The following is an 18837-nucleotide window of genomic DNA, read 5'->3' on the forward strand; positions in this document are numbered from 1 at the left end:
AGGCGCTGACCGACGGGGGCCGCACCCGCACGACCCCTCAGCGCGCGGACCGGCTTCGCGGCCAGCTGGCGGCACGGTCCCGGCCGGTCGTCATCCCGGACGGCCAAGGTCCGGAGAGTGGACATCCGACGACCCGCCCGGTGGCGGGACCAGCCGCTCGCAGCACAGCTCACCCTGCTCGTGATCGCGGCCGGCACGACCGTGCTGCTCGCCTGGAACCTGGGCCGTGGCGGGGACTTCAGCTTCTACCAGGCGTCGGCGCGGTCGATGTCCGAGTCGTGGCCTGCGCTGTTCTCGGGCGCGTTCGACCCCTCCGCGACGGTGACGCTCGACAAGCTCAGCGGCTTCGCCGTCCCGCAGGCGCTGAGCCTCCGGCTGTTCGGGCACTCCACAGCCGCGCTCGCGTTCCCGCAGGTCGTCGAGGGGCTCGTCACCCTGTGGGCCTGCTCCCTGGTCGGACTCCGCTGGGCCGGCGTCGGGACGGGCCTCGTCGCCGCCGCCGCAGCCGGGTCGACGCCGGTCTTCGTGTCGATGTTCGCGCACCCGATGGAGGACGGCATGGTCACCGCCGCGCTGGCCGTCGCCCTGCTGTGCTGGCAGCACGCGGCACTGACCGGGCGCTGGTGGCCGCTCGTCACCGCGGGCCTGGCCGTCGGCGTCGGGTTCCAGGCGAAGATGGTGCAGGCGTGGTTCGTCCTGCCGGCGCTGCTGCTCGGCACCCTGCTGGCCTCGGCCCGGTACGACGGCGGCTCCTTCCGCTTCGGCACCCGGGTGGTCCGCGCCGGAGTGCTCGGGACCGTCGCGGTCCTGGCGTCGGTGTCGTGGGTGACCGCGCTGGCACTCACACCGTCGGGTTCGCGGCCGTGGGCGGACGGCTCCACCGACGACAGTCCGCTCGCGATGGTGTTCGGGTACAACGGCATCGACCGGTTCCTGCCAGGCGCGGTGCCCGGATCCGTCCGGTCGTTCACGGTGCCGTTCGGTCCGCACACCTGGCGCGGTGGTCCGGCCGGGTTCGGCAAGCTGCTCGGACCGCACCTGGCGTCACAGGTCGCCTGGCTCCTGCCCGCGGCGGTGTTCGGCGTGGTGGTCGCGGCCGTGGTGCTCGTCCGCCGCCGTGCGGAGCGACCCGGTGCCCTCGGCTCCCCGTTCGGGCACGCGTTCGACACCCGCGCCGGATCCGCCACCCTGGCCGTCCTGGTGGTCTGGTTCGGCACCGCGGCGGCCGTGCTCTCGGTGGCCGCGGTGCCGCACACCGCCTACGTCGCTGCGATCGGCGTGCAGCTGGCCCTGCTCGCAGCCCTCGGGTGGCGCGGTGCGGTCGGGCTCGTCCGGGCGCAGTCTCGAGGGCTCCGGGCGCTCCCGGTCGTCCTCGCCGCGGCGCAGCTCGGCTGGGTGGTGTTCCTCGCGCGGGGCACCGCGATGCCGACCGTGCTCGCCGTGCCCGCGATCACCGTCTCGACGGTCGCCGTCGTCGCGACGCTGGTGGCGGTGTGGCGGCGACCCCGCTGGGAGGCGACGCGCGGGCCGGACCGGCACCGGGCCTCCCGGACGGTCATCGCGCTGGCAGCCGGGCTCGCGCTCGTCGCCGGACCCGCCACGTTCTCACTGCAGGCCCTCGACGCGACCCGCGACGGCAGCGGCGTCGACGCGTCGGTCGGGCCTTGGCCCGCGCGCTGGCCGATCCCGGTCGGCAGCCCGGACGTCTTCCACGTGTCGCGCCCGGACCCGTGGGGCGGATCGACGCCCTACCCGCGTGCCCTCAGCCGACTCGTCGCGACCGCGCGACGCCTGGAGGGGTACCGGCACGACGAACCGCTCTTCATGACGGACACGTGGCACATCTCCGCACCCGTGATCGACGCGACCGGACTCCCCGTGCTGACGGACGGCGGGTTCTCGGGCACCGTGCCCGTCTTCACGACGCACCAGATCCGCCGGAGGATCGCCGACGGCCTGCGCGTCCTCGTCGTAGAGGCCCACGCGCCCCGCACGGACCCGGTCCTGCGCGCCGCACTGGCCGGGGGCTGCCGAGCACTCACCAGCGGCACCCGGCACGCACGCCTGCCGATGCAGCCGCGCCGGGCGGACGGCATCGCCTGGACCGTGTGGCACTGCGGGCTGCCCGGGCCGTCCGTCGGACCCGGTGCGCACCGCCGCCACGGGTCAGCCCGCGGCGAGCACCTCGCGCAGGGACATCGGCGGACGCCCGGTGATGCGTTCGACGTCGCCGGACACGTGCGCGAGCGCCCCCTCGGCGATGGCCGTGTAGGTGCTCACCCAGGCGTCGGCCTGCCACGGCTCCGGGTTCCACTGCGCACGTGATGCGTACGCCTCGTCGAGGGTCTCCGGGTGGTAGCTGACCGTCCGGCCGCGGACCTCGGACACGATCGCCGCCGCCTGGGCCAGGGTGATCGCCTCGGGGCCGGTCAGCTCGTACGTCTGGTCGCGGTGGGCGTCCGGGTCGTGCAGCACCGCGGTCGCGACGCGGGCGACGTCGGCACGGGCCACCGCGGCCATCGCGCCGTCGCCGGCCGGGCCGCGGATCACGCCGTCCTCGCCGACCAGGTCCTCGACGAAGTCCAGGTAGAAGCTGTCGCGCAGGAACGTGAACGCCATCCCGCTCTCGCGGATCGCCTGCTCCGTCGCCCAGTGGTCGCGTCCGAGCGTGAAGGTCGCGTCGGGAGCCGCGCCGAGGAACGACGTGTAGACGACGTGCCGCACGCCCGCGTCGGCCGCCGCGGCGACGAACGCCCGGTGCTGGTCGAGGCGGTCCTGGGCCTCGGCCGCCGAGACCATGAGCAGCACCTCGACGCCCTGCAGGGCGGTCCGGCTCGCGTCGGCGTCGGCGAAGGTCGCGACGGCGACCTCGGTGCCCGGGAGCTCCGGCGCACGCGAGGCGTCGCGCACGAGCATCCGGAACGGCACGGCGTCCGCGGCGAGCGCCGCGCTCACGGCGCCCCCGATGTTGCCGGTCGCTCCGGTGATGGCGATGGTCATGGTCGCTCCTCGTGTCGGTGTCGCGTCGTGGTGGTCGGGGTCGTCGTGGTCACGTCAAGATCGTCCTGGAGGCACGGATCACCGTGGGCGCGACCCTCGCGGCGTTCACGCCGTCCACCTCCACCGCCCATGCGCGGGCGGCGTCGTGGTCGCGGCCGTGCCGCATGTGCCGGCCGACCAGGCGGTCGAGCCGCACGTCGTCGGCGACGGCGCAGAACCAGGTCTCGGTGAAGAGCGCCGGCAGCGCCGACCACGGTGCGGTGTCGTCGAGCAGGTAGTTGCCCTCGGACACCACGAGGCGGGCGGCGCGGGGCACCGCGATGCTGCCGGCCACGGGTTCGTCCACGCGACGGTCGAAGTCCGGCGCCCACACCACGTCCTCGTCGGCGGCGACGAGTCGGCGGACGAGCGCGACGTAGCCGTCGGCGTCGAAGGTGTCCGCCGCGCCCTTGCGGTCGTGCCGGCCGAGGGCGTCGAGCGCCGCGTTCGACAGGTGGAAGCCGTCCATCGGGACCTGCACCGCCGTGCCGGCACCGAGGCGGTCGTCGACTGCGGTCACGATGCGACGGGCGAGCGTGGACTTGCCGGCGCCCGGTGCTCCGGCGATCCCGAGCACGGTGCGGTGGCTCGAACGGGCCAGTTCGACGGCGCGTTCGACGGCCTGGTCGACGGTCGTGCCGGAGTCGCTCACGGCTTCATCCTCGCAGAGCGCACCGACGCCGGGCCGCGGTGGTTCACTTGCCGCATGGTCGATGCGACGAAGGCGTTCAGCGGGTTCTCGGTGCGCGACGTGCCCGAGGCGAAGGCGTTCTACGAGGACGTCCTGGGGGTCGAGGTCACCGAGGACCACGGCATGCTCTTCCTGCAGCTCGGCGGTGGACACCAGGTGCTCGTCTACCCGAAGGGCCCGGGTCACGAACCGGCGGCGTTCACGGTGCTGAACTTCCCGGTGCCGGACATCGACGGCGCGGTCGACGAGCTCACCGCGAAGGGTGTCGTGTTCCTGCAGTACGAGGGGATGACCGACGACCGGGGTGTGAACCGGAAGGGCGGGCCGCTCATCGCCTGGTTCACCGACCCGTCGGGCAACGTCCTCAGCGTCATCGAGGAGTGAACATGTTGTATTCCGAAAGCTCGCGTCGGCGCTGCTGATCGTCCTACCGTCCTCTCACCGACGAGAGGACGGCCATGACGAAGGTGCTGGGACGGCATTGGACCCGCGAGGGGCTCCTCGCCGAGCGCGAACGAGTCCGCGCAGAGTGGAACCTGGACGAGCGGGAGTTCGCGCCGACCGAGCAGTGGCGCGACCTGTTCATCGACGAGTACCTCGCACAGGACTGGCTGGACAGCATCTCGTTCCTGCTCGGTGAGCGATGACCGAGCAGGCCGCGTCGGCCGCGCAGCAACCGGCTGACGTCCCGCCGCAGTTCGCCGTCCTGACCGCCGGGTGATGCGATCAGCGGGACAGGGCGCCCGCCCAGCCGAGGGCGATCGGCACGAGCAGGCCGTGGCGGTGGTGCGGGAGCTCGGCGACGGGGATCCACCGCGACTCGTCGGTCGAGCCGTCGAGCTCGTGCCGCAGGGCTCCTCCGGTGATCGTCGCCTGGAACACGACCTGCACGGCCTTCATCGGGCGACCGTTGGCGTGGATGCGGCGCTCCGCGGGGACGATGTGGTGCCGGACCCCGAGCAGGGCACCGGCCTGGGCCTCGTACCCGGTCTCCTCGCGGATCTCACGCACGACGGCCTGCTCGACGGTCTCGTCGAACTCGACCCCGCCGCCCGGTAACGTCCACGTGCCCGCGTCGGGGTGACGCAGCTTCGCCAGGAGCACGCGGTCACCGTCCGTGATCACGCCGTAGGCGGCGAGCCGGGTGTCGTAGTCCGTGTACTCCATGGGCCGACCATGCCAGGTGGGTGCACCGACGTCTGCCAGCCGCGCCGGGCCTCCAGGCCGTGGACCGGGGTGGTGCGGACGCTCCACCAGCCCGCCACCGGTCACGACCCCCCGCGGCCCGCACGCCGAGCGGTCACAGACCGTCGGCCCCGCCGCCCGCAAACGACGGAACGTGACCACGCGACGCAGCACGTGCGGTGTGTCGCGACCACTCCCCGGGCCGGCAGGCGCGAGTCGCCGCCGCCATGGGCCTACCGGCCAACCGGACCCGACGTGCTCGCCCGACCCGGATCAGGCGTCGACGCGTGCCGCTGCCCAGCCGACCCGCATCCGGGCGACCGCCCGGTCGAAGGCGCTGAGCAGTTCCCCGTCGTCTCGGATGACGGACTGCAGCTGGAGCCCCTCGTACAGCGCCATGAGCTGCTCGGCGGCGTGCCGGGGCGAGGCGCCGCGGGGTTCCCGGCCGGCAACGACGTCACGCACCAGGGCGAGGGTGACGTCCTCGAACGCGCGCGTGTACTGGGTGCGGAACCACCCGGCGGCGGGGTGGTCGGGGTTCGAGGCGGCGCTGAGCACGGCGACCCGGAGGCGCACGAGAGCCGGATCTTCCACGCCCGCCGCGAGCCGGGCCCGCAGGTAGGCGACCGTGCCGTCCCGCTCCGCGATCGGCCAGAGCTCGAGTCGGCTGCCGTTGTTCCACTTGTCCATGACCGCGACCACCAGGAGTTCCCACATCGGGTACGCCCGGTGGAACTCGTCGGCCGTGACCCCGGCGTGCTCGGCGACCTCGTCGGGCCCGACACGGTGGAAGTCCCCGGCTCGGTAGGCACTGATCGCCCCGGCGACGATGCGTGCGCGGAGGTCGACATCGGTCGTGGGCATGCAGACGATTGTGCGGGGCCGGTCAGCGGCCCGCGACCGCCAGTTCAGGGGGCGCGGCCACCGTCCTCGGCTCCCGGTCAGCCGCGGTCGAACGTCAGCGTCTCGTCGTCGGGGGCCCGGACCTCGCCGGTGCGGGCGAAGTCGGCCCAGATCGCCCGGAACGCCCGGCCGCGGCGCTCGACCTCGGGCCAGTCGCGTTCGGGGACGAACCGGGTGCCGGCCCAGGCCTCGCGGCCTCCGAGCAGCAGCGGTAGGTCGCTCATGTGCACGGCTCCGGTCGGGGTGCTCGTGACACCGCGGTGCAGTCGGTAGGAGGTCGCCCGGCCGCCGGCGCGTCGGTGCCGTTCGGTGAACCGTCGGGCGTCGCGCCCGTAGATGACGTCGGACAGCGGACGCACGACCCACCACCGCAGGGCCGACCGCAGCACCCGCGACCGGGTGACCCGACGCAGCCCGGGCACGAGCGGCACGTACATGCCGGCCTCGTCGGAACCGGACCCGATCAGCACGTCGACGTCGGCGGCGACCCGGCTCCACGCGGCGTCGAGGTCGCGCTCGGCGGGCAGCGGCGCGAACCCGTACTGGGTGCCGAACGGCATGCCGGCGGCGAGTCCGTACGGCGCGGCGGCCCGGGTGCCGAGCGCCTGACGGTCGAGCAGGTCCTCGAGCGGGGTGTCGGCGTGCACGCTGCCGACCGCCCGGACCATCGCGCGGTTCATCCGTGCCCGACGGCGGGACAGCCCGAGCGGAGCGCTCTGGATGATCGCGCGGCGGAACAGCCCTTCGGCGCCGGCGCTGATCATCAGGTGCGCGGCCGCGTCCCCGCCGGCCGACTGCCCGAAGACGGTGACCAGGTCGGGGTCGCCGCCGAACGAAGCGATGTTCGCGCGCACCCAGCGGAGCGACTCGACCAGGTCGAGGAGCCCGAGGTTGGCCGGGATCGTCTCGCCGTCACCGAGGAACCCGAGCACGCCGAGCCGGAACGTGACCGACACCACGATCACGCGCTGCTCGGTCACCAGGTCGCGGGCGTCGTAGATCGGCAGGTCGCCGCCGCCGATGACGTACGAGCCACCGTGGATCCAGACCATCACGGGCAGCTGCTCGTCCGGCCGCACGTCGGCGGGCAGCGTGATCGAGAGCCGCTGGCAGCGCTCGTCGACCTCGATCCCCTGGATCGGGTTGAGCAGCAGGTCGACGAACTCCTCGTGCGGTTGCGGTGCGACCGGCGACGGGGTCGACGCGTGCAGCTCGCCCGCGAACGGTGGCATCGGCTGCGGCGGGGCGAACCGTTCGGCCTGCGCGTACGGGATCCCGAGCGCCCGCACCACGTCGCCGTCGACCGTCCCGACGATGCGGCCGGCGGGGGTGTCGAACGGGGCTGGGGCGGCGGCGAGCATGTGGATCACGCTATCGGGGCCGGCTGACGCAACCAGGCAGACGGACGGGAGGCCCGTGGCGGCGTCGCCACGGGCCTCCCGTCCCTCTTCTGGTCGCGGTGCGCGACGGGCGCTACCGCACCCGCTTGATGGGGATGACGACGAGCGCGCCGATGATGGCGATCGCGCCGGCGGCCCAGCACATGAGCGTGTAGTTGTCGGCGGCGTCCCCGGACCCGATCTTCAGGAAGAACAGGGCGACGGCCGGGGCGAGCGACTGCGGCAGCGCGTTGGCGATGTTGATGACGCCGAGGTCCTTGCCGGGACGGTCCGCGTTCGGCAGCACGTCGACGACGAGTGCGGTGTCGATCGCGGAGTAGATGCCGTAGGCGAAGCCCATGATGACCTCGGCGACGTAGAAGCCGTTGACCGTGTCGGCGTGCGCCAGCACGATGAGTCCGACCGCGAACATCGCCGTGGAGCCACCGACGAACACCTTGCGGCGACCGAGCTTGTCCGAGGCCCAGCCGGACAGCGCCGCACTGACCAGCAGCGCGATCGTGTAGAGCAGCACACCGAAGGCGACGGCGGCCGTCGCCTCCTTCGCGCTCTCGATGCCGAGGTGCTGCTCCATGTAGAGCAGGCGGTACGTCGTGAACATGAAGGTCGCGAAGATGATGAGGAAGCGCGACCACCACGCGAACGCGAAGTCCGGGTTCTTGACCGGGTTCGTCCAGAACGATGCGATGAGGTTCAGGAACGTGAACTTCTTGACCTTGTAGGTCGGCAGGTCGTCACGGGCCACGACGGCGTACACGGCGACCAGGATGATCGCCAGGATGCCGGGCGCGATGAACAGCACGGGCAGGTTCGCGACGAAGAAGACCGACAGGTAGGTGCCGGCGAGCACGGCGATGTTCTGCGCGAGCGCGATGATGCTCGAGGACCGGCCGCGCTGCAGCTGCGGCACGTTGTCGGCGAAGCTCGCGAGCAGGGTGGCGAGGGTTGCGTTCGCGGCGAGCTGGGCGAGCAGCCAGGCCAGCGTCAGGTTGAGGACGTCAGGCGAGTAGGCGATCCACGCGAGGGCGATCGCGAAGACCACGACACCGCTGAGCAGCCAGGGGCGACGACGGCCCCAGCGCGTGCGGGTGCGGTCGGACAGGGCACCCGCGAGGGGGTTCATGATGAGCGCACCGAACGCGCCGATCGGCAGCACCGAGCCGATGACGTTCGCAGCGTCGTCGCCGACCAGGGCCTGCGCCTTGAGCTGCATGCTCACGTAGACGGGCGCCATGAGCGCGACGAAGAGGCCGAACTGCCCGAGGAACAGGGCGATCTGGTAGCCGATGCCCACCTTCACCGTGCTGACGGGCTGGGTGATGCCCTCTTCCGGGTTGAGCAGTGCCGGGCTGCCGGGTTCGGGTGTGCTCATGACGCCTCCTTGAGTCGATGAAAACCTTGCCTGACAAGGTTTTTCCGACGCGAGCATACATCGACACGTGTTGTCTGCAACACCGGGGTCGTCACACGGGGCAGCAAAAACTACACACCGGGTGGTTTTTGGGGTAGCGTCGTCATCGATCTCGCCGCGGAGCATCGCTCCTCGACGGGCCGCGACACCCAGACAGGATCGAAGGAGCCTCTGCAATGCCCACCACTTCTGTGCAGCTGTACTCGCTGCGCGACGCCATCGCCGAAGACCTCGACAAGGCCATCGCCCGTGTCGCCGAGATCGGGTACGAGAACGTCGAGCCCTACGCGTTCGTCGAGCGCGCCACCGACCTCGAGCGTGCGTTCGCGGCCACCGGCCTCAAGGCTCCGTCCGGCCACGTCGCCGTGATCGACGCCGAGGACACCGCCCCGATCTGGGACGCCGCCGAGCGCCTCGGCATCCGCACCGTCATCGACCCGTTCATCCCGACCGACCGCTGGCAGACCGCCGACGACGTCGCGAAGATCGCCGAGCGCGTCAACGAGCTGACCGCCGAGGCCGCCGGCCGTGGCCTGCAGTTCGGGTACCACAACCACCAGTGGGAGTTCACGAACAAGGTCGACGGCCGCACCGTCTACGACCTGTTCGTGTCGCAGCTGTCGCCGGAGACCGTCCTCGAGGTCGACACCTTCTGGGCGACCGTCGGTGGCGCCGACGCCCCCGCCGTGCTCAACGGCCTGGGCGACCGCGTCGTCGCGATCCACGTCAAGGACGGCAAGGTCGACGGTGACATCCGCACCGCGCTGCCTTCGTCCGAGAGCGCCCTCATCGTGCCCGAGGCGCTGCAGCGCGCCTTCGAGAACCAGACGCCGGCCGGTCAGGGCGACGTCGACGTGACCGCGATCCTCGCCGCCGCACCGCAGGCGATCCGCGTGGTCGAGTTCGACGCGTACAAGGGCGACGTCTTCGAGGGCATCACCGAGTCCCTCACCTGGCTCAAGGACAACGACAAGTGAGCCGTGTCGGGATCGGCATCATCGGTGCCGGCAACATCTCCACCCAGTACCTCGAGAACCTGACCAAGTTCGCCGACGTCGAAGTCCGCTTCGTCGCCGACGTACTGCTCGAGCGTGCCGCTGAGCAGGCGGCTGCGTACGGCGTCGCCTCGTCGGGATCGGTCGAGGAACTCCTCGCCCGCGACGACATCTCGATCGTGATCAACCTGACGATCCCGGCCGCACACGCCGAGGTCGACCAGCAGATCATCGACGCCGGCAAGCACGTCTGGAGCGAGAAGCCGATCGCGACCGACCACGCGTCGGCCGCCGCGGTGCTCGAGTCGGCGAAGGCCAAGGGCCTGCGTGTCGCGACCGCTCCGGACACCGTGCTCGGCGCGGGCATCCAGACGGCGCTCCGGGCCATCGCCCGCGGTGACATCGGCGAGCCGCTGTCCGCGACGACGCTGTTCCACGTCCCCGGACCCGAGGCGTGGCACCCGAACCCGGACTTCCTGTTCGCCACCGGTGCCGGCCCCCTGTTCGACATGGGTCCGTACTACGTGACGACCCTGGTGCACGCGTTCGGCACCGCCTCGCGCGTGCAGGCCGTCTCGTCGAAGTCGCTCGACCGTCGCACGATCGCGTCCGGCCCCCGCGCCGGCGAGACGTTCCCGGTCGAGGTCCCGACGCACCACGCGGCCCTGATCGAGTTCGCCGGCGGGCAGTCCGCCCAGTCGACGTTCTCGTTCCAGCACGCCCTGCCGCGCATGGGCTTCGTCGAGATCAACGGCACGCTCGGCACGATCTCGCTGCCGGACCCGAACACGTTCGAGGGCTCGTCGCAGCTCTGGCGCTACGGGCAGGACGAGCCCGAGACGCTCGAGGCCGTCGGCTCCACCTGGGGTCGTGGCACCGGTGTCGTCGAGCTCGCCCGCGCCATCGCGGAGGACCGCCCCGAGCGTGCCTCCGGCGCCGTCGCGCTGCACGTGCTCGACGTGCTGCTCGGCATCCGTGACGCGGCCGAGTCGGGTTCCGCCGTCGACATCACGTCGACCGTGGACGCGATCCCGCCGCTGCCCGAGGACTTCGACCCCGCGGCAGCCGTGCTGACCGCGGGCGCGAACGCCTAGGAGCGCCGCGAGCACCACGCGCACCACTTCGTGAGCAGCAATGGTCGGGTCCCGAACGGGGACCCGACCATTGCTGCTCACCAAGCGAAGACCACGACACGAGCGACGCGAACGACGCCCCCGCGCGAGCCCGCGCCCGTCAGATCAGCGCGGTGAAGGACGCGTCGCGCACGAGCAGCGTCGCGGCGTCGCCCTCCACGGCCTGGTCGGGGTCGCTCGACAGCCCGAGGGACCAGCTGCCCCCACCCGGACGCTCCGGCAGCGTGAACTCCACCGTGGTGTCCGACGCGTTCAGCAGCACGGCCACGGTGTCGTCGCCCTGGTGCAGCACGAGCGTCACGGCCCGGTTGCCGCCGTCCGCCCAGTCGCCGTCCTCGAACCCGGCGGCGTCGGCACGGAGCACGGTCACCGTCGACTCCGAGTCACCCGGCGCGGTGCGGAACCACTCCGGACGCAGGGCCTGGTGCTGCCGACGGAACGCGATGGCCGCCGTGGTGAAGGCGAGCAGGTCCTGGTCGGCGGCAGCCCAGTCGAACCACGAGATCTCGTCGTCCTGGCAGTACGCGTTGTTGTTGCCGCCCTGTGACCGGGCGAGCTCGTCGCCACCCAGGATCATCGGCACGCCGGCGGAGAGCAGCAGGGTGCCGAGGAAGTTGCGGCGCTGCCGGTCGCGGTAGTCGTTCACCGCGCCGTCGTCGGTCGGGCCCTCGATGCCGCCGTTGAACGAGGTGTTGTCGCTCTCACCGTCGTTGTTGTCCTCGCCGTTCGCCTCGTTGTGCTTGTCGGCGTACATCGTCAGGTCGGCCAGGGTGAAACCATCGTGGGCGGTCACGAAGTCGATCGAGCACAGCGGGGAGCGCCGCGAGCCCTCGTAGACGTCCGGGCTGCCCAGGACCCGCTGCACAGCGTCGCCGAGTGCGCCCTCGTCGCCGCGCCAGAAGGCACGCAGGTCGTCGCGGTACTTGCCGTTCCACTCGGACCAGTCGGCCGGGAACCCGCCGACCTGGTAGCCGGCGGTGTCCCACGGCTCGGCGATCATCTTGACCTCGCGCAGCACGGGGTCCTGGTGGATGATGTCGAGGAACGCGGAGTGCTTCTCGGCCTCGCCGTCCTGGCGGGTGAGCGTCGTGGCCAGGTCGAACCGGAAGCCGTCGACGTGCATCTCCTCGACCCAGTAGCGGAGCGAGTCCATGATGAGTCCGAGGGCCGCCGGGTGCCCGACGTTCAGGCTGTTGCCGGTGCCGGTGGTGTCGAAGTAGTTCGCCTCGTCACCCTCGACCAGCCGGTAGTACGACTGGTTGTCGATCCCCTTGAACGACAGCGTCGGGCCCATGTGGTTGCCCTCGGCGGTGTGGTTGTAGACGACGTCCATGATGACCTCGAGCCCCGCGGCGTGCAGGGCCTTCACCATCTCCTTGAACTCGGCGACCTGCTGCCCGGCGGCGCCTGCGGACGAGTACTCGTCGTGCGGCGCGAAGAAGCCGATGCTGTTGTAGCCCCAGTAGTTGCGGAGGCCCTTGTCGAGGAGCGTCGAGTCCTGCACGAACTGGTGCGTCGGCAGCAGCTCCACCGCGGTGACCCCGAGGTCGGTGAGGTGCTTGATCGCCGCCGGGTGGGCCATGCCGGCGTACGTGCCGCGGATCTCCTCGGGGACGTCCGGGTGCTGCTTCGTGAAGCCCTTGACGTGCACCTCGTACACGACGGTGTCGGCGAGCGGGGTCCGCAGCAGGGTGTCACCGTCCCAGTCGAAGGACCGGTCGGCGACGACGGACTTGGGCATCGCGCTGGCCGAGTCGGTCTCGTCGATCTGCTCGGGCTCGTTCATGTCGTGACCGAAGAGCGCCTGGCCCCACTCGTACTCGCCGTCGATCGCGGTGGCGTAGGGGTCGAGCAGGAGCTTCGCGCCGTTGTGGCGCAGGCCGTTCGCCGGGTCCCACGCGCCGTGCACGCGGAAGCCGTAGCGGGTGCCGACGGTCACCCCGGGGACGACGTCGTGGAAGGTGTAGCCGGTGCGGTTGCGGAGCTCGGTGCGGTGCTCGGTGCCGTCGTCGTCGAAGGTGCAGAACTCGACCCGCTCGGCGGTGCTCGAGAACAGGGCGACGTTGGCGCCCCCGTCGACGAGCGTGACGCCGAGCGGGGTGCGCGTGGAAGTGGTCATGCTGCCCTTCTACCGGCCGGTCGCTGTGCCACCGGCGGTCTGGGCGTACCCCTGGCCGCTCAGCGCACCGGCGGGACGAGCTGCTCGAGCAGCCGCAGCACCCGCTCGCCGTCGACGGCTTCGGGGTCGAGCAGCCACTGGACCTGCAGGCCGTCGGACGCCGCGATGCTCAGGCTCGCCAGGTCGACCGGGTCCAGGTCGGCGCGGATCCGGCCGCTCGCCTGGTCCGCCTCGATCAGTTCCGCGAGTTCGGCGCGCAGCCGGGCGAAGCGTTCGCGCATGAAGTCGCGTGTGGCCGGGTGGCCCTCCTGCACGGCGTCGGCCGCGAGGGTCGTGTACAGCTGCACCAGCCCCGGCACGGCCCGGTTGCGCGACGCGCTCTCGCGCATGTCGCCGATCGCCGACTTCATCCGGTCGGGCGCGCCCTGCTCGCGGACCTCGTGCTCCCGGTAGACGGCGAGCAGCAGTTCGTCACGGCTCGGGAAGTAGTGGCGGAGTGCCGCGTGCGTGATCCCGAGGGCCTCGGCCACGGAACGGAGCGACGATGCGTCGACCCCCTGCTCCGCGACCATGCGGATCATCTCGTCGAGGATCTGCGTGCGCCGCTCGGCGCCCTTGCGGTACCCGCCGCGGCGCGGCTGGGCCGCGTCGGCGTCGTCCGCGGGGTGGGTCATGCACCCAACTTACCGCTGGAAGGTTTTCTCGCCACCGTCCGGCCTGGAGGCCCGTGGCGGGCGCACCACGGGCCTCCAGTCCGTGTCGGGGTCGCGTCGCACCCGCCGGGTCGCGTCAGCCGGGCGCGCTCGCGTCAGTCCTGGTCGTCGACCGTGTACTCGTCGACCGGCGCGGGCGTGCCCGCGGCGAGCGCGTCGACGATCTTCGTGAGCGAGTCGGCGAGGACGGCGTTGTCCGCGTCGGGGAGTTGTTCGAGCACCTCGACGACGGCCGCGTGGAAGCGCGCGTACGAGGCGTCGATCTTGTCGGCGGCCTGGTCGGTCGGGGCGAGCACCTGCGCACGACGGTCGGTGGGGTGCGCCGTGCGGGACAGCAGGCCCTTCTGCACGAGCCCGTCGACGATCTTGGTGACCGAGGCGTTCGAGACGGCGAGCATCACGGCGAGGTCCTTCGGGCCCATGGCGCGGCCGTCCCGGTGTGCCTGGAGCATGTACCGGACGGCGAGGAACTCGTTCTTCGACAGGCCGCTCTCGATGCGGGCGGACTCGATCTGCTGGTCCTCGGCGTGCTGCAGGCGCAGCAGCGCGTCGACGGCGGTCTTCGCGACCCCGGACTCGGGTTCGCGGGCGTAGAGGTGGACGTGCTCTCGACGGACGACGGTCAACGGCATGGGGTCATGCGCTCCTTGCTAAACGGCAGGCGTGCTGAAGAAGTCCGCGTAGGACGGTTCGGAACGACCGGCGAGCAGCGAGGGGTCCTGGATGCGACGCTCGACGTAGGCGTCGATGATCGCCGGGTCGGTGAGACCGACGCGGGTGTGGCTGCCACCGATCCGAGCCGTCCGAGGCATCCCGGAGTACGTGCTGTGCATGTCGTGTCCCGCCCTTCTTGCTTGCCGTGTGTCCCCTGCGGACGGCTGAACTCTTTCACAAAGTGAACGGTCAGTTCAACGAACCATTCGCGCTGTGTACGTTTTGCGCGCCGAACGGTTCGGCGGCACGCGGCACGCGCCTCAGACCATCGCCGCGGACATCACCGCGACCGCGACCCCCATCGCCAAGGTCTCGACCAGCGGCAGCGGACGTGATCGTCGCCGGACGCCGTCACGGAGCATGTGGACGGTGAGCACCAGGTACCCGAGGGTCAACCCGCCGAGCACCACCTGCCACGTCACCGCGACCACCCCGAGGTGCTGGTGCATCCCCGCGGCGCCGGCGTCGTGCGCCATGCCGACACCCATCGCGCCCATCACGAGCAGGCCCAGGGCAGCGTGCAGTCGCCCGTACCGGCCGTGCGCCGAGGCCGCGCCCGGCGGCTGAGCCGACCCGCGCCTCCAGGCGGACGTGGACTGCAACCGGTGCACCCCCGCGACCACCACGGCGAGGAACGCCAGCACCAGGAACCACAGGACACCCGGCAGGACCCGGGGTCCGAACGCCCCGTCGACCATCGCCGCCACCATCGCGACCGCGGCGACCACGTCGACCGCACGGCCGGGGCGCCACGCCCCGACCGTGCAGCAGGCCCCGGCCGACGCCGGCACGATGGCCGCGAGCCCGAGCAGATCGGTCACGTCAGTGCCCGTGCCCGTGCCCGTGGTCGTGCTGGTGCTCGGCTGCGTCGTGTGCGGCCTCGACGGCGCCGGAGACGTGGTGCGAGCAGTGCGACCCGGCCGCCGCCCCGATCGACGCCGGCACGTTCAGGGCCGGGTTCCGCGGGAAGAACCCGTACGGCTTGAGCGTGAACTTGGCGTAGTCGACGGGCATGACGGGCCAGTCCTCGAGCCGGGGGAAGTGCGTGGGACCGAAGGTGTGCCACAGCACGATGTCCTCGCCGTCGAGCGGACGGTCACCCTGCACGTACCGGGCGACACCGTCCCCGCCGGGGTTCTGGTGCACGAAGTCACCGGCGGCGAAACGCTCGGCCGGGTCGTACTGCGTCACGTACAGGTGCTTCCGTGCGAACTCGGCGCGTGCGGCCACCGACGACGAGTCGTCCGCGAGCAGCACCGGGGCGTCCTGCGGGTACAGCACGTACCCGGTCGGGCGGTCGAGGTGGTTGCGCTCCTCGGTGTTCGAGATGAACCACGTCCGGGCCTTCGACGCGTCGGCGAGACGGCCGGAGGACGACTCGGACGACAGCCGGGTGACCGACTTCGTGAACGCGTTGCCGTGCTCGTTGCCCGGGCCGACCGGGACCCGGACGGCGTCGACCTCGTCCACCGCGTTCGACAGCCCGTCGACCATCATGTCCAGCCGCGCCGAGAACAGGTGCTGGTGGTACGGGGCGCCGAGGCCGGGCGCGACCTCGGAGGCGTACGGGTAGTCCGCACCGGACTCCGTCCGACCCGGGTACGACGAGGTGAAGAGGACGCCGGTGAGCTTCGCCTCGCACTCGATCGTGCCGTCGAGGTACAGGTACCAGTAGAACCCGTAGTCGTAGTTGCCGACGGTGGTGAAGAAGGAGATCACCAGCCGACGGGAGCGCCGGACCTCCTGCGACCCGGTGTAGATGTCCCCGTGCTTCCACAGCGTGCCGAAGTCCTCCTCGTGCATGCAGATGCCGTTCCGGATGGTCTGCGGGTTGCCGAGCTCGTCGGCCAGGACGGCGTCGAAGTACTTGATCTCGCCGACGCAGTCGCAGCCGAGCTCGAGCGAGTTGGTGAAGCGTCCGAACAGGTACTCGCCGGTGTCGAAGTAGTTCTGCCAGAACCGCACCGGCGACGGGTCGCCGTAGGGCACGAGCATCTCGTCGATCGAGGCCCGGTAGACGATCGGCCGCAGCCGCGCACCGTCCTGCCACGACAGCTGCCGGAGCACGAGCCCCTCGCGGGCGTCGAACCCGACCTGGAACCGCCAGTTCGCCCACTCCACGAACTCGCCGTCGACCGAGAACGACGGCCCCTCGGGCTGCGTGATGACGATCGGCTTGAGGTCGAGCGGTTCGCCCTGCACCGCCGGGTCGTCGAAGTTGCCGGACGTCGCGGGCACGGGCATCTCCGCGACGTCCACGATGCGGGTCACGGCGCGGTTGGCGGCGTCGACGTACACGGACAGGCCGTCCACGGGGTGCGCCCAGACGTGGTCGGCGGGGTGGTCCTGGCGGAAGGCGAGCACGCGGAGGATCCGGCGCCCCTCCTCCTCGGGGTAGTCGTAGTACCCGGCCGACAGCGGGACGCACTTCACCTCGTCCGGCGTCAGGCCGCGCTTCGCCAGGGCGGCGACCCAGCGCTCGTCCGCGTTCGCGATCTCGCCGACGGCGTCGAACTCCTCGATGAGGACGGGCAGCTGTCCACGGGACCCGTCGAGCACGTCGGTGGACAGGACGATCCGGTCGGTGATCGAGACGACGCCGTCGGTGGAGCGTCCGGTCGCCATGTCGAGGAGCATCACGCGGGCGCGGCGGTCCGGCAGGGGACCGTCGCCGGCCTGCCAGGCCAGGACCTGCTGCTTGTGCGGCTCCTCGAGGCCGACGTAGACGAAGCGCGTGGTGTCGGTCCAGTCCGGCTGCGCCGTGACGACGTCGCGGACGGCGGTGAACTCGTCGGGGCTCAGGTTCGCGAGCGGGTGGGTGGTGGCGGTGACGGGATCGGTGAGGGTCATGCTGGTGGTTCCTTCGGTTCGGTCTGGAGGCGCGGGTCGGGTGGGTCGGTCAGCCGTCGCTGGCGAGACGGTCGAGCATCTGGTCGTAGCGGCGGCGGTCACGCCGGCGCAGCACCACGGCCTGCAGCACGCCGACGGCGGGCACGACCACGACGAGGCCGGTGAGCACGGTGCTGACGACACCGAAGACGCTCGCTCCGGAACCGTCGACGTCGCCGACGAGCGTCGGGAAGTTCGCCCAGATCAGGACGGCCGAGGCGACGAGCCCGACGAACCCCAGGACCGGGGCGATGACGGTGTTCCAGATGCGGCGGTCGGCGCGGTTCCGGCGGAAGTACACGATGACGGCGAGGCTCGTCGCGGCCATCAGGATCGCCACGCCCAGGGTGGCGACCCCGGCGAACCAGCTGAAGACCTGCAGGACCGGGTCGAGGCCGAGGACGGCGAACAGGACCATGAGCACGGCGGCGGTGACGGTCTGCACGACGCTCGAGGTGTGCGGCGACTCGTGCTTGCGGTGCACGGTGCCGAGACGACCGGGCAGGAGCGAGGCGTTCGCCATCGAGTGCTGGTACCGGGTGATGACGTTGTGGAAGGACAGGACGCAGGCGAACATGCTCGTGAGCAGCAGCACGTTCATGACGGCCTCGCCCGCGGTGCCGATGTACCGCGCCGCCGTGGTGAGGATGAGCGCGCCCGGGTCCTTCGCGGCCTCGGCGAGCACGCCGTCCGGACCCCAGGCCATCACGAGTCCCCACGACGCCAGCGTGTAGAACACCCCGATGCCGATGACGGCGGTGTAGGTGGCCCGTGGGATCGTGCGCTCCGGGTCCTTCGCCTCGTCGCGGAAGATCGCGGTGGCCTCGAACCCGATGAACGCCGCGATGGCGAACATGAGGCCGACGCCGGGCGAGCCGGACATGACGTGGGTCGGTTCGAACGGCGCGAGCGAGAGCCCGTCGGCACCGCCCCGGAACACGATCGCGGCGACCAGGACGAGCACGATCCCGACCTCGCCGACGAGCAGGACGCCGAGGACCTTGCTCGACAGGTCGATGTGCCGGTAACCCAGCACCCCGACGAGCGCCACGACGACCAGGGACCACACGTACCAGGGGATGTCCGGTCCACCGAGGCCCGTGACGGTCACCCCGAGCAGGTACCCGATGTAGCCGTGCACGCTGACCTGGATCGTCGTGTAGGTCAGCAGCGCCAGGGTGGCCGCCCCCGCACCGGCCGGACGACCGAGCCCGTGGCCCACGAACGTGAAGAAGGCGCCGGGTCGTGGCAGGTGCCGGGTCATCGCCGCCAGCCCCACCGAGAAGAGCAGCAGGATCACGGCGGACGCGGCGTAGAGCGACGGGAACCCGACGCCGTTGCCGAGCAGCATGCCCAGCGGGGCGGCACCGCCGACGACGGTGAGCGGGGCGGCGGCCGCGACGACCATGAACACGATCGCGGTGACGCCGAGCGAGCCGCGCATGATCCGCTGCGGTGCGGGTACGGCTCCGAGTGACGCGGGGTCCTTCGTGATGCTGGACATCGTGACCTTCCGGTTCGGGTGACTGGGTCGGGGTGGGACCACGGTCCCGCGCTGGGGTTGCGCCTCCGTTCCACGGGTGTGAAACCCGCACGCACCCGAATGGGACGGCCCGGGCGAGGCGTCTCATTTGCCCGAGACCAC

Annotated in this window: 17 protein-coding genes and 1 pseudogene; 5 read left to right on the forward strand and 13 right to left on the reverse strand. The window is 71.5% G+C overall.

All coding sequences use genetic code 11. From position 1 onward, the window contains the following. Positions 1–267: 267 nt before the first annotated feature. Positions 268–813 (forward strand): annotated as a pseudogene (locus DEJ12_RS18200) (ArnT family glycosyltransferase); the annotation flags it as partial. Between the two features lie 1353 nt (positions 814–2166). Here the strand turns inward: DEJ12_RS18200 and DEJ12_RS01305 are convergent. Together DEJ12_RS01305 and DEJ12_RS01310 are read right to left on the reverse strand one after the other, a co-directional pair. Continuing rightward, entirely contained in the window at positions 2167–3000 is an 834-nt protein-coding gene (locus tag DEJ12_RS01305; protein WP_111028778.1) for an SDR family oxidoreductase, read from the reverse strand. Positions 3001–3049: 49 nt separating this feature from the next. Next, positions 3050–3691 (reverse strand): nucleoside/nucleotide kinase family protein, encoded by a 642-nt coding sequence (locus DEJ12_RS01310; protein WP_111028779.1) that lies wholly within the window; start codon positions 3689–3691, stop codon positions 3050–3052. A 54-nt stretch (positions 3692–3745) separates the two neighbouring features. Between DEJ12_RS01310 and DEJ12_RS01315 the strand changes: the two genes are divergently transcribed. Both DEJ12_RS01315 and DEJ12_RS01320 read left to right on the forward strand, forming a co-directional pair. Next, positions 3746–4114 carry a VOC family protein gene (locus DEJ12_RS01315; RefSeq protein WP_111029088.1) on the forward strand — a complete coding sequence of 123 codons (369 nt, stop codon included), beginning with the start codon at positions 3746–3748 and terminating at the stop codon, positions 4112–4114. Between the two features lie 74 nt (positions 4115–4188). After that, a complete protein-coding gene (locus tag DEJ12_RS01320) occupies positions 4189–4377 on the forward strand; it encodes a hypothetical protein (protein ID WP_071404442.1) in 189 nt (62 codons plus the stop codon). 79 nt (positions 4378–4456) lie between these two features. On the opposite strand, the gene DEJ12_RS01325 is transcribed toward DEJ12_RS01320, so the two are convergent. The 4 genes from DEJ12_RS01325 to DEJ12_RS01340 all read right to left on the reverse strand — a co-directional run bounded on the left by DEJ12_RS01325 (position 4457) and on the right by DEJ12_RS01340 (position 8590). After that, positions 4457–4897, reverse strand: coding sequence for an NUDIX hydrolase (locus DEJ12_RS01325; RefSeq protein WP_111028780.1), 441 nt, complete (start codon positions 4895–4897; stop codon positions 4457–4459). A gap of 291 nt (positions 4898–5188) precedes the next feature. Continuing rightward, on the reverse strand, positions 5189–5779 hold the full coding sequence (locus tag DEJ12_RS01330) for a TetR/AcrR family transcriptional regulator (protein WP_111028781.1): 591 nt from the start codon (positions 5777–5779) through the stop codon (positions 5189–5191). Between the two features lie 77 nt (positions 5780–5856). Beyond that, positions 5857–7179, reverse strand: a complete 1323-nt coding sequence (locus DEJ12_RS01335; RefSeq protein ID WP_111029089.1) for a carboxylesterase family protein — start codon at positions 7177–7179, stop codon at positions 5857–5859. A gap of 112 nt (positions 7180–7291) precedes the next feature. Beyond that, positions 7292–8590, reverse strand: coding sequence for an MFS transporter (locus DEJ12_RS01340; protein ID WP_110863628.1), 1299 nt, complete (start codon positions 8588–8590; stop codon positions 7292–7294). A 215-nt stretch (positions 8591–8805) separates the two neighbouring features. Here DEJ12_RS01340 and DEJ12_RS01345 point away from each other — a divergent pair, with 215 nt between their 5' ends. After that, complete coding sequence (locus DEJ12_RS01345; RefSeq protein ID WP_181433009.1) at positions 8806–9606, forward strand: sugar phosphate isomerase/epimerase; 801 nt, start codon at positions 8806–8808, stop codon at positions 9604–9606. Continuing rightward, a complete protein-coding gene (locus DEJ12_RS01350) occupies positions 9603–10718 on the forward strand; it encodes a Gfo/Idh/MocA family protein (protein ID WP_027466981.1) in 1116 nt (371 codons plus the stop codon). The genes DEJ12_RS01345 and DEJ12_RS01350 overlap by 4 nt, the downstream gene beginning before the upstream one ends. Positions 10719–10857: 139 nt before the next feature. Here the strand turns inward: DEJ12_RS01350 and glgX are convergent, their stop codons facing one another. From glgX to DEJ12_RS01385, 7 genes are all read right to left on the reverse strand, one after another. After that, the gene (glgX, locus tag DEJ12_RS01355; RefSeq protein WP_111028783.1) at positions 10858–12876 is read right to left on the reverse strand and encodes a glycogen debranching protein GlgX; all 2019 of its coding nucleotides are present in this window, start codon (positions 12874–12876) and stop codon (positions 10858–10860) included. A 59-nt stretch (positions 12877–12935) separates the two neighbouring features. Beyond that, positions 12936–13550: a TetR/AcrR family transcriptional regulator gene (locus DEJ12_RS01360; RefSeq protein WP_111028784.1), complete on the reverse strand. Its 615-nt coding sequence runs from the start codon at positions 13548–13550 to the stop codon at positions 12936–12938. Positions 13551–13684: 134 nt separating this feature from the next. Beyond that, on the reverse strand, positions 13685–14221 hold the full coding sequence (locus tag DEJ12_RS01365) for a MarR family winged helix-turn-helix transcriptional regulator (protein ID WP_111028785.1): 537 nt from the start codon (positions 14219–14221) through the stop codon (positions 13685–13687). Positions 14222–14239: 18 nt separating this feature from the next. Further along, complete coding sequence (locus tag DEJ12_RS01370) at positions 14240–14422, reverse strand: hypothetical protein (RefSeq protein WP_071248776.1); 183 nt, start codon at positions 14420–14422, stop codon at positions 14240–14242. A 141-nt stretch (positions 14423–14563) separates the two neighbouring features. Then, on the reverse strand, positions 14564–15124 hold the full coding sequence (locus DEJ12_RS01375) for a hypothetical protein (RefSeq protein WP_111028786.1): 561 nt from the start codon (positions 15122–15124) through the stop codon (positions 14564–14566). A 1-nt stretch (position 15125) separates the two neighbouring features. Beyond that, positions 15126–17153 (reverse strand): primary-amine oxidase, encoded by a 2028-nt coding sequence (locus DEJ12_RS01380; protein WP_111028787.1) that lies wholly within the window; start codon positions 17151–17153, stop codon positions 15126–15128. A 49-nt stretch (positions 17154–17202) separates the two neighbouring features. Then, a complete protein-coding gene (locus tag DEJ12_RS01385) occupies positions 17203–18696 on the reverse strand; it encodes an APC family permease (protein ID WP_111028788.1) in 1494 nt (497 codons plus the stop codon). Positions 18697–18837 lie beyond the last annotated feature (141 nt).

The sequence above is a fragment of the Curtobacterium sp. MCLR17_059 genome (assembly GCF_003234665.1).
Lineage (GTDB): Bacteria > Actinomycetota > Actinomycetes > Actinomycetales > Microbacteriaceae > Curtobacterium > Curtobacterium flaccumfaciens.

Bases quoted from the DNA above. Each gene is read 5' to 3' on its own strand.
- glgX (WP_111028783.1), bottom strand. From the start codon at position 12,876: ATGACCACTTCCACGCGCACCCCGCTCGGCGTCACGCTCGTCGACGGG.
- DEJ12_RS01335 (WP_111029089.1), bottom strand. From the start codon at position 7,179: ATGCTCGCCGCCGCCCCAGCCCCGTTCGACACCCCCGCCGGCCGCATC.
- DEJ12_RS01325 (WP_111028780.1), bottom strand. From the start codon at position 4,897: ATGGAGTACACGGACTACGACACCCGGCTCGCCGCCTACGGCGTGATC.
- DEJ12_RS01330 (WP_111028781.1), bottom strand. From the start codon at position 5,779: ATGCCCACGACCGATGTCGACCTCCGCGCACGCATCGTCGCCGGGGCG.
- DEJ12_RS01360 (WP_111028784.1), bottom strand. From the start codon at position 13,550: ATGACCCACCCCGCGGACGACGCCGACGCGGCCCAGCCGCGCCGCGGC.
- DEJ12_RS01305 (WP_111028778.1), bottom strand. From the start codon at position 3,000: ATGACCATCGCCATCACCGGAGCGACCGGCAACATCGGGGGCGCCGTG.
- DEJ12_RS01370 (WP_071248776.1), bottom strand. From the start codon at position 14,422: ATGCACAGCACGTACTCCGGGATGCCTCGGACGGCTCGGATCGGTGGC.
- DEJ12_RS01320 (WP_071404442.1), top strand. From the start codon at position 4,189: ATGACGAAGGTGCTGGGACGGCATTGGACCCGCGAGGGGCTCCTCGCC.
- DEJ12_RS01385 (WP_111028788.1), bottom strand. From the start codon at position 18,696: ATGTCCAGCATCACGAAGGACCCCGCGTCACTCGGAGCCGTACCCGCA.
- DEJ12_RS01340 (WP_110863628.1), bottom strand. From the start codon at position 8,590: ATGAGCACACCCGAACCCGGCAGCCCGGCACTGCTCAACCCGGAAGAG.
- DEJ12_RS01345 (WP_181433009.1), top strand. From the start codon at position 8,806: ATGCCCACCACTTCTGTGCAGCTGTACTCGCTGCGCGACGCCATCGCC.
- DEJ12_RS01315 (WP_111029088.1), top strand. From the start codon at position 3,746: ATGGTCGATGCGACGAAGGCGTTCAGCGGGTTCTCGGTGCGCGACGTG.
- DEJ12_RS01380 (WP_111028787.1), bottom strand. From the start codon at position 17,153: ATGACCCTCACCGATCCCGTCACCGCCACCACCCACCCGCTCGCGAAC.
- DEJ12_RS01365 (WP_111028785.1), bottom strand. From the start codon at position 14,221: ATGCCGTTGACCGTCGTCCGTCGAGAGCACGTCCACCTCTACGCCCGC.